This is a genomic window from Nocardia vinacea NBRC 16497, from assembly GCF_000308835.1.
GTDB classification, from domain to species: domain Bacteria; phylum Actinomycetota; class Actinomycetes; order Mycobacteriales; family Mycobacteriaceae; genus Nocardia; species Nocardia vinacea.
Genome location: NZ_BAGN01000361.1, coordinates 1 through 8,200, shown reverse-complemented (window position 1 = coordinate 8,200; position 8,200 = coordinate 1). Strand labels below are relative to the sequence as shown.

The following is an 8,200-nucleotide window of genomic DNA, read 5'->3' as shown; positions in this document are numbered from 1 at the left end:
TCTGCGCCCACCGAAGAAGTACCAGCTAAACAACGGTTTTACTGCCTCACAAACCGTGCTCCACGCGTGTTCCATGGAGCAAACGTGGAGCAGGAGCATCACACCCGCATACCGGACCGGAGCGACACGGCGCCGAACCGCAAACCAACTACCCGACTGTCGCGACGCCGACAGTGTCCGCGACCTGCTGTTCGCCGCTCAGATTCCCGCCGCGGTCGCTGGCACCGACTGCACCGGCATCTACCGTCCGTCGATTCTTGTGTGTCCATTCTCGTACAGCTCGCGGCATGGCTACGGCGACACACGATCTCGACATCCCTGCACCGCTCTCCCTCGACGGCGACGCCCTGGAACCGATCGGTGGCGGTGGTGCACTCATCAGCTACGGCCGCGTCTCTCTCCCCCCAAGGACCAGAACCTCGACCGTCAGATCCACGCACTCACCGCGGCGGGATGCCAGCGGATCTACACCGACAAGAAGAGCGGCAAAGACGCTGAACGCGCGGAACTCTGGAAGTGCTTGGAGTACATGCGTCTCGGCGACGCCCTCGTGCTGCCGTCGCTGGACCGGCTCGGTCGATCCCTCCAAGACCTGATCTACATCTCACAGGAGCTGCTGGCATCCACAAACGTGCAGGCATGCGCCGCGAACGACTGGGAGCGGACGGGAGGTCAGGCCGCGATATCGAAGAGGGTCAGCTCTCGCGCGGCCTGGGCGCGCAGCTCGGCGCGTCCGCGGGCCTCGCAGGTCGGGCCGATGCGGCGCGCGACCGATTCCGGTGACATCAGCCAGCCGTTGCAGCGGCGGCAGTGCACGACCAGGCGCACTGTGGGTTGCTCGTTGGTCTCGGCCATATCGCTCTCCTCCCGAGCCGCGGGCAGATATGGCGACAGCCTTGCACGCCGCACCGACACGCAGCTGCTACGCCGCCAGGGCGCGGTAATCGCAACCGCGGCAATACTATCCAGGCTCCCCTACCAGCCGCGCCGCGTGCATCATCTCTCCGCATTCGGGGCTTATCTGCACCAGCCAGAGGGGCAGACGGTTGTCGCCAACTAGTCCTCGTATCCCTGATTTGAGGGTTGCATTCGGTACCTAGGTACAGGTTTACCGTGGGGCTATGACGATCAATCTTGGTTCTGAGGGCTGGGTGCCGGACTTGTGCACGCTGCCGACCGTGGAGCAGCCGGTGCGGGTGGCAGAGTTCGACAGCTTCTTCGCCTCCTCGGTGCGCGGATCTGCGCGTCCTGAGCGGACTCGGCTGGAGTTGGTGCTCACCGAAGACGCCGAACCGGTCGGGCGTGACCTGGCCGACCGCGAGACCGCGTGCTGCTCGTTTTTCACCTTCACCTTCGACACAGTCGAGGCCGGACCAGTGATGCGCATCGAGGTTCCGTCCGCCCGTGTCGAGGTTCTCGATGCTTTCGAGCAGCGGGTAGCAGCGCTGGCGGGCCGGTGAGCACTGGGTTGCGCAGCGGCCAGGTCGCTGCGGCGGCAGGAGTGAATGTGCAGACGTTGCGCTATTACGAACGGCGGGGGTTGTTGAGCGAGCCGGATCGGTCCCTGGGTGGGCACCGGCTCTATCCGGAGCAGACGGTCGCGTTGTTGCGGATCATCAAGGCCGCGCAGCGTCTCGGGTTCACCCTCGAAGAAGTCGGCGACCTGATCGAAGCCACCCAAATGCGTGGACGTCGCCCCGACGCGGGCCTGCATGCCCGCGCGACCGCGAAGCTGGCCGAGGTCGACGCCAAACTCGCCGAGCTCACCACGGTGCGCGACACCCTGGTCGCGGCGCTGGCCGCTGGGTGCGATGACTTGCTGGCGTGCAGCGAAAGCCCTTGCTGCCCTATCCCGTTCACCGGCGAGAACTCCACCGCCGCTTCCGCCGGAGGTCGTTGTGACTGCTGAAACCAGCAAGGCCACCAAGCCCCGCAGCAGGTGGGTGCCGATCGGGCTCGGCACGCTGATCTGTGTGGGGTGCTGCCTGGCGCCGCTACTTGCCGCCGCCGGCCTGGCCTCGGGCGGGGTGGCATTGCTGAGCATGTCGTGGCTCGAGCCCCTGGGGTTCGCCTTGATCATCGGCGGGGTTGCCGGATTGTTCTGGGCCCGCGCCCGCAGCCGACGTTCCGGCTGCGGCGGGGCGAGCGGCTGCGGCGGGGCCGAGGGGGCGGAGTCAGCGGGGTGCGGGTGCACCACGGTCGCGGCCCGATGATCTCGGCTTCGTAGGGTCGACGGTTATGACCGTGTTGCGTTCGATCCTGCTGTTCATCCTGGCCGCTGTCGCTGAGATCGGCGGCGCGTGGCTGATCTGGCAAGGCGTGCGCGAACACCGCGGTCTGGCCTGGATCGGTGCCGGAGTGATCGCGCTCGGGGTGTACGGGTTCGTTGCCACGTTGCAGCCCGATGCGAACTTCGGGCGCATCCTGGCCGCGTACGGCGGTGTGTTCGTCGCAGGGTCTTTGGCGTGGGGCATGGTGTTGGACGGTTTCCGACCAGACCGTTGGGACATCACCGGCGCGGTGGTCTGCCTGGTCGGTGTCGGGATCATCATGTACGCACCCCGCCCCGCGTAAGCGTCTTCGCCAATGTTCACCGCCCAGCGGCGAGATTCAAGGAGGGCAGGCCGAGGCTGACCGGGTTCGCGGCGGTGTTCTGCGTTCGGGTGCGTTTGCTGCGCAGGAACGTCAAAGTCAGGTCGATGCCTTCGATTTCACCGCGCCATCCCTCTTCCAGCGCCCGCCGGCGGCGGGCGAGGAGGTCTTCTTCGATCTCGTCGAGCCGCGGCAGCATCTTCGGGTTGACCGAGAGCATTTGGCAACGGATACAAGCATGCTCATGCTGGCAACCCGTTCCATAGGGGCGCCCACAGGAACCGAGCTCGACCCTGCGTTTGTCGAAGTGTTCCTGGAAGTCCGACCACTCATCGGGTGTGGGAGCGCGGTAATCCTCGCTGGGCCGGTAGGCCCGGCGACGTTCGAGGAATTCTTGGTAGTGGCGGACCACGTTCTCCTCGAACACTGCGACATAGCCGCGGGTGGTCTGAATGTTCAAGTGCCCCAACAATGCTGCGCCGATATGGATGGGTAGACCGTTGTTGACCAGGTCGGTCGCGAACAGTCGGCGGAAATCGTGCGGCGCAAAGGTGATGTCGGCGAACTCAGGATGCGTCGGCACCAGGTGCCGGGCCGCCTTACGGACCAGATCAGCGACAGTGCTCGTCGCCATCGCATGTGGTGTGCCGTTCAGCCGTCGCTGAAACAAGTACGGCAAGGGTTCGCACCACCGCCGTTCGGCCTCATCGAAGCGGGGACACACAGGAACGCTGCCGTATTCGGCGACCTGACGTCGGATGACTTGGGCGATGACGTGGAACAGCTCACCGGACATCGGGAGCACCCGTTCCCTGTCGCTCTTGGACGGACTGATCACCAGCAGGGCAACGACTTCGCCGTTGGGGCGCTGGTATTGGCGCAAGCTCAGATGGGTCAGCTCGACAAGTTCTTCACGGCGAATTCCGGCCAGGCGCAGCGTTTCCACACAGGCCCACTGCCAGAACGCCTGTTCTTCCTCCTGCGATGCCCGCAGCAGCTCCCCGCTGTCGCGGTTGATCAGCCGAATCGTCTCGGCCGGACGGCCGATCTGCCGTTGGTCGTGGCGGGTAGCCGTGCATTGCCAGGTGACGCCCTCCAGCACGAAGGTTTCACCGAGCCCGACGTTTTGGGCTTGGGCCAATAGCGCCCGCAACCACTGCCACCGCGTGGTGACGTGCTCGGACAGGATCGGCAGCAGGAGTTGTCGCTCCCGAGTGCGGTCTGCCATTCGTTCAGCGAGACGTCGCCGGCTCTTGGCCTGCCACAGAGCGTCGGCTTCGCGGATCAGGCAGGGCGCCACCCACAAGCTCCAACGATGCGGCTCGGCGGCAGCCCAGGCTTGTAAATCGAGATAGAGTGCTCGAACAGCGAGGAAAGGCCCGTTGAGCTGGATCCGCGGTTTCCCGTCCAGGCGGAGCAATGTCCGCTTCTTCCACTCGGCGACGGTGCGTTCGTCCAGGCGCAGATCGGCCTGATCAGGGTTGATGTCCTCAACGATCTTCCAGAAATCCGCTACGAGGCTGCGCGCGAGGTTGGTCAACGTCGAGTAGTCGACACCGACCGACCGACGCCGCAGGTACTGAACCAGCAGGCCCCGGACATCCTGATTGCGCAGCTGGTGCCGATCGACCAGCTCCTCGACCGATTGCTGTCCATCCACGCGGGCGTATCGCAGCGTGGTAGGCACCCATTCGGGAAATCTCCCCATCCCGTGCAGTACCGGCCACGCGGCCGCGACCCTTATCCGGTCGTGAGTGGATTGGGCGGCATGATGCACTACCGCTTCGGCGGTCAGCCCGGACAGGTCGATGCCGTACACGGTGAGCATCAAGCAGACCTCGAGCACCGCTCTGCGCTGGGTGGCCTCGTTCACCGGCCATTGCTGCATTCGTTGGCAGAACTCTTCCAGCAGAGGGTCATTCGCGCACTGGCGAAACCAGGTGGTGTACCAGACGAGCCGCGACGCCCGAAGGACCCGCTGAGTCGGCTGGATCAGCCGCAGACAGTACGCATGCTGCATAGCGGTCGAGAGCCTGCCCGCAAGCCTGGTATCGCCCTCGACCACTTCGGAAGCCAATCGCGCTCCTGCGCCGAGGTCGCTGTTGTCCCAACGCTGCTGCCAGGTAGCGCCTGGCGATTGCGCCAGGTACGCCAGCAGCCACCGCATCCCGCGCCGAAATCCCGTTCGGCTCTGCGGGGATACCCCAAAATTCTCAACTGTCAGATCAACAATCGCCGAGGCCGAGGCCGAGGCGAGATCCCCGAACGGGCGTGGCGGGTTCGCCGGTGGAGGTGGGAGGGCAGGCACGATCGCCCGAACCTGCCCGACCGCCAGCAACTGTGGTTCGAAGTCCGGATCTTCCCGGCGGCGAATGCGATTCGACGGTACTTCCGGTATCGACGGTGAATCGATAGGTTCACTGGCCACCGAACACCGCCGCGATATCGTCCGCGTCGTAACTCACGGCCCACCGGGTCTGCTGAGCCGGACGCTGGTAGTGCTCGGCGAGTTTGTCGATCAGATCATCGAGTCCGGTCACCGTGTACAAGGCCGTGGTCGTCACATGGGCGTGCCGCAGAATCGTCTGGACATCAACCAGCGTCAATCCCGGGTCACGGACCATCCGGGTGGCCGCGGTGTGCCGAAGGTCGTGCAGGGTCCAGTTCATGCCCAGCAGCTCGGCGGCGCGTTGAATGATCCGCCGCGCAGCCCAATAGGTGAGCGGCCGTACCTCCCCGCGGCGGGTGCACCACACCGGTCCACCGTCGGTCGGTAGCCCGACCTCGTCGAAATAGGCGGCCAAGTACGCCAAGGCATCCGGCGAAACCGGCACGGCCTGGCGCAGGCGGCTGCCCTTGGACACGACCCACAACTTGCCGCCGTGCCAATCGATATCGCTAAGCCGGATCCCCAGAAGCTCCGATGCGCGGGCACCGGAGCTGACGTAGCAGGCCAGCAGCGCACGGTCACGTGTGCATCGCATCCCGGAAAACAACTCGTGCCACTGGTGATCAGGGATCGCCCGCGACTGCCGCTGGGGAACTTTCGGGCGCAGCCGGCCACGGCGATACGCGCGGCGCTGCTCCAACGGCGACACATGAGCCAGCGCGGCGCGCCGAGCCCGGTTCTCAGGCACCGGATTGACTGCGGGCCCGCGCCCGAAGTGCAGGTGAAAAGCGTAGAAACCATGCACCGCCGAAAGATTGTGCGCAATCGTGGCCGGTGCATACCCTGCTGCTGGAATCGGTTTTCCGGTCTTCGGATTCACCGCTCCGACAGGCAACCCATCGCGACGCTTGCGTTTGCGCTGCGGGTTCTGCGCTGCACGCAACCAGCCAACCAGCGCGGCGGTTTCGGCTTCGGTGGCCTGTTCCCAGCCGACATCCACCGCCCACATCACCCGGAACCAGCGCAGCAGATCGAACGCGTAGCTACGGCACGTCAGCGGACTTACGTCGCCGATTAGCCGGTCCCGCAGATAGCTTCCGATCGGTTCTACCTCGCGGCCTGCTCCGTCGAGCACCTGCCACGGCATCAACGCTGACGGTCCTGGAACGACTTTCCCGATCGAAGGCAACCGAACTCGCCCCTCGGTCAGGTCCACATGCACCCGCGAGAACCCATCCGACATCTGCACGGTCAAGATCGTGAACAACCAACCCGGCTGATGTCGAGGCCACTCCCGAGTTAGTGCAGTCAACTACGCACAGCGGCGGGCGGTCCAGGTCCCACTGGTCGATCGCGTCGACCAACGCCACCCGAATTCGTCGACCGCGAGCAGCTCGACGGATCGGTCGTAGATCCGCACCTCGGTGTTGGTGTCGGCGCTCAGCGCCCGCAGGCGCGGGTTTTCGACGATCTCGTCGAGGTCATCGGCGCCGAGCAGGACGGGCAGCACACCCACTCCCGGTGTCCGGGTGTGGGATTCCAGTAGGAATCGGCGCATCAGCTGCCTTGATCCGCCCGGCTGGGCCGATGGTGCCAGTACGGCCGGACGATCACCTCGTAGCTGCCGAGGGTGGAGAGGCGCCACGAATTCGCCACGAAAACTCCGCGAAAATCCCGCCGATCGGGGCCTCCGGCCTTCCACGCGCAGCTTCCCAACAGCAAGCGCCCTAAGGAACGGCAGCGGCCAGCAAGCTCAGGAACGCATCATCGGCGAACTCGTTCATACCGACTCGACGCGAAGCGCTCCCTAGCCGGTTCCACCCGGCAACCGAGTGTCCTACCGCTGTCCGCAACTCCAAATAACCGATCCCGGATTGGCAGACCCCGATCAACGTGGACCCGTACCACGGCGGGGTCTGCCGCCCCACTCGATCCTCTGCCGGTCGCGGAATGCATTCCGCGACGAACCTCAGCGGTATACCCAGGCAGCGATGAGTGACCGCCTTTCAACGCCTCGTTGGTCCGACCAGGGCAGCCCGTTTGTCGAGGCAGTGCCGGAACTGCGGCAGTGGGAGGTCGCTGAAGAATTCGCCTCGAAGCTGGGAAACCCGTCGGCGAAAGGCCGGCGCGCCAGTCCGGAATCTGTTCGTTGCTGACGAACGATCCGACAGCAAGCCGCCCATGGCTCAGCTGCTTAGCAGCACCGCCAACGGTGGCGGAGGCCGCGGCGGGCAGTTGCGGTTGAAGATGTATCTGTCGCTGCTCTGGGCGGCTTCCGCTGAGCCGTATCGCGTGGTCAGGCCTGCACGAGCATGGGCGGCACTGCTCGGCCTGCCGGATCCGCCGGGAAAGGGAGCTCGCAGGGTTCAGTCGACGCTGCGCGAACTAGCCGACCGCAATCTGGTCACCCTCGAATCACGTGGCGGGATGCCGAACGTGGTCACCCTGCTGTCAGACCTGGGGACAGGGGAGCCCTACGAACCGCCCTCGGCGACGTACAACCGACTCCGTACATCGGCGGCTCCGTCCGACCAGCTTGTGCAGCACCAGTATTTTCGTGTGCCGTCCAGCGTGTGGACTAGCGGCCTCATGGCCCGGTTGTCGGGTCCCGGACTGGCGATGCTGCTCATTCTGCGGTCCGAGCAACGGTCCGAGGACGGTTTACCGGTCTGGTTTTCGCCGAGTCGGGCCGCTGCTCGCTTCGGGCTTTCAGAGACCACGCGGCGCGCTGGGCTGGAGGAACTCCGACGAGAAGCACTGGTTACCTCCGTCAGCCAAAAGCTGACCGAAAGCGGCGGCTCTCTCGATGTCTACAGGCGCCGCAAGGTTCACACCCTCGACTTCACTCGAATCAGTTTCCGCCCACGGCCTCTCATCGATCTCCAAATGAACATCGTGGGTGATGACGGCGCCGAGACTCCGGATGAGCGCGTTTCCGTGCAGGAGCAAATTCTGGACCTGCGGGGACACACGCTGGGTCCTGACCATCCCGACACCCTCACCACTCGTAGCAACCTCGCCTCCGCGTACGCATCAGTGGGTCGACTCGATGATGCGACACTGCTGTTCGAAAGCACTATCGCCGACCGTGAACGAATCCTGGGACCTGACCACCCGCTACCGTGGCCGCACGCAGCAATCTCGCCAGCGTCTACGGCTCCGTAGGGCGAATCGATGATGCGATGCTGCTGCTCGAGCGCACGCTCGCCGACCGTGAAC

General features: G+C 65.0%; 9 protein-coding genes and 1 pseudogene. 6 read left to right on the top strand and 4 right to left on the bottom strand.

What is annotated here, in order from left to right:
- Positions 1-73: 73 nt before the first annotated feature.
- A pseudogene (locus ON44_RS52980) lies at positions 74-664 on the top strand (recombinase family protein); the annotation flags it as partial.
- A gap of 8 nt (positions 665-672) precedes the next feature.
- Here the strand turns inward: ON44_RS52980 and ON44_RS52975 are convergent.
- Entirely contained in the window at positions 673-855 is a 183-nt protein-coding gene (locus tag ON44_RS52975) for a DUF6011 domain-containing protein (RefSeq protein WP_040698419.1), read from the bottom strand.
- Positions 856-1,121: 266 nt separating this feature from the next.
- Here ON44_RS52975 and ON44_RS34365 point away from each other — a divergent pair, with 266 nt between their 5' ends.
- The 4 genes from ON44_RS34365 to ON44_RS34350 are packed head-to-tail and all read left to right on the top strand — an operon-like array spanning position 1,122 to position 2,574.
- Complete coding sequence (locus ON44_RS34365; RefSeq protein ID WP_040698413.1) at positions 1,122-1,460, top strand: hypothetical protein; 339 nt, start codon at positions 1,122-1,124, stop codon at positions 1,458-1,460.
- Entirely contained in the window at positions 1,457-1,909 is a 453-nt protein-coding gene (locus ON44_RS34360; RefSeq protein WP_040698412.1) for a MerR family transcriptional regulator, read from the top strand. The genes ON44_RS34365 and ON44_RS34360 overlap by 4 nt, the downstream gene beginning before the upstream one ends.
- Positions 1,899-2,213, top strand: coding sequence for a hypothetical protein (locus ON44_RS34355; RefSeq protein WP_040698410.1), 315 nt, complete (start codon positions 1,899-1,901; stop codon positions 2,211-2,213). The genes ON44_RS34360 and ON44_RS34355 overlap by 11 nt, the downstream gene beginning before the upstream one ends.
- A 25-nt stretch (positions 2,214-2,238) precedes the next feature.
- Positions 2,239-2,574: a YnfA family protein gene (locus ON44_RS34350; RefSeq protein ID WP_040698407.1), complete on the top strand. Its 336-nt coding sequence runs from the start codon at positions 2,239-2,241 to the stop codon at positions 2,572-2,574.
- 16 nt (positions 2,575-2,590) lie between these two features.
- Here ON44_RS34350 and ON44_RS34345 read toward each other — a convergent pair whose 3' ends face one another.
- From ON44_RS34345 to ON44_RS34335, 3 genes are all read right to left on the bottom strand, one after another.
- The gene (locus ON44_RS34345; RefSeq protein ID WP_218007683.1) at positions 2,591-4,669 is read right to left on the bottom strand and encodes a tyrosine-type recombinase/integrase; all 2,079 of its coding nucleotides are present in this window, start codon (positions 4,667-4,669) and stop codon (positions 2,591-2,593) included.
- A gap of 340 nt (positions 4,670-5,009) precedes the next feature.
- Positions 5,010-6,224: a tyrosine-type recombinase/integrase gene (locus ON44_RS34340; RefSeq protein ID WP_051182739.1), complete on the bottom strand. Its 1,215-nt coding sequence runs from the start codon at positions 6,222-6,224 to the stop codon at positions 5,010-5,012.
- A 69-nt stretch (positions 6,225-6,293) separates the two neighbouring features.
- Entirely contained in the window at positions 6,294-6,539 is a 246-nt protein-coding gene (locus ON44_RS34335) for a hypothetical protein (protein WP_040698403.1), read from the bottom strand.
- A 689-nt stretch (positions 6,540-7,228) separates the two neighbouring features.
- Between ON44_RS34335 and ON44_RS48805 the strand changes: the two genes are divergently transcribed.
- The gene (locus ON44_RS48805) at positions 7,229-8,146 is read left to right on the top strand and encodes a tetratricopeptide repeat protein (protein WP_157187417.1); all 918 of its coding nucleotides are present in this window, start codon (positions 7,229-7,231) and stop codon (positions 8,144-8,146) included.
- The last annotated feature ends 54 nt before the right edge of the window (positions 8,147-8,200 follow it).